Genomic DNA, 844 nt, shown 5'->3' with positions numbered 1-844 from the left:
GCCTCCTCCGCGGCGGCCAGCCGCCCCGCCGTGGCCGCGCTGCGTCCCCTTCCTGCCGCCCGGGTGACCGTGCCCGGAGGGCAGCACGCCCCAGTCCACGAACGCCGCCATCATCCGCTGCCCGGCACGGCCGGCCATGCCGATGTAGAAGAACCCGCCGATCTGGTTCATCGGCTCGGTGAGCTGGGTGGAGAGCAGCACCAGGGCGAGGGCCCCGGCCAGGGTGACGGCGCCGTCGTCGTGCCGCACCCAGGCCAGGATCACGGCGGCGGAGACCATGAACAGGGAGAAGACGGCCTCGGTGACGAAGAGGATCAGCTGGTTGCGCGCCAGCAGGGACATGGTGGCCTGCCGGTTGTCCTCGCCAGCGGCCTCGAGGCGGTCCCCCACCCGGCCGGCGGCGCGCAGCCCCACCAGGGTCGGCAGGCCCTGGATGGCCTCGAGGAACTGACCGGCCAGCCGCAGCCGGGTCTCGCGGGAGGCGCTGGACACGTCCGCCACCAGCCGCTGGAACCCCCGGACGGCCAGCGGAATCACCGGGACCAGCACGAGCAGCACGAGGGCGGACAGCCAGTCCACACACACCGCCACCAGCACGATCGTCAGCAGCGGGGCCAGCACGGCGCCTGCCAGGCGCCCCACATAGCCCTGCCGGTAGTCCGTCACCCGTTCCACCGAGTCGGTCATCATGGACACCAGCCGGCCGGTCTGCGCCCCCGTGACGCGGGCCGGCCCGAGTCCGAAGGCACGCCGGAGCAGGCGCCGCGCAGGCGACGGGTCTCGGCGGCGGTGCTGTGTCCTGGACCGCGGCGGACCCCGGCCTCCCCGGCGGCGGCCACGAGTA

1 protein-coding gene is annotated in these 844 nt (G+C 74.4%); it reads right to left on the bottom strand.

Going from position 1 to position 844, the window contains the following annotated elements; all coding sequences use genetic code 11:
* Positions 1 to 759: ABC transporter transmembrane domain-containing protein (locus AC2W7A_RS12945; RefSeq protein ID WP_485991683.1), on the bottom strand; the 759-nt coding region annotated here is incomplete at its 3' end.
* Positions 760 to 844: the final 85 nt, after the last annotated feature.

It is taken from the genome of Micrococcus sp. LASM2_SD2, assembly GCF_057364565.1.
Note: the sequence above shows the minus strand (reverse complement) of the source record. Positions and strands in the feature narration are given on the sequence as shown.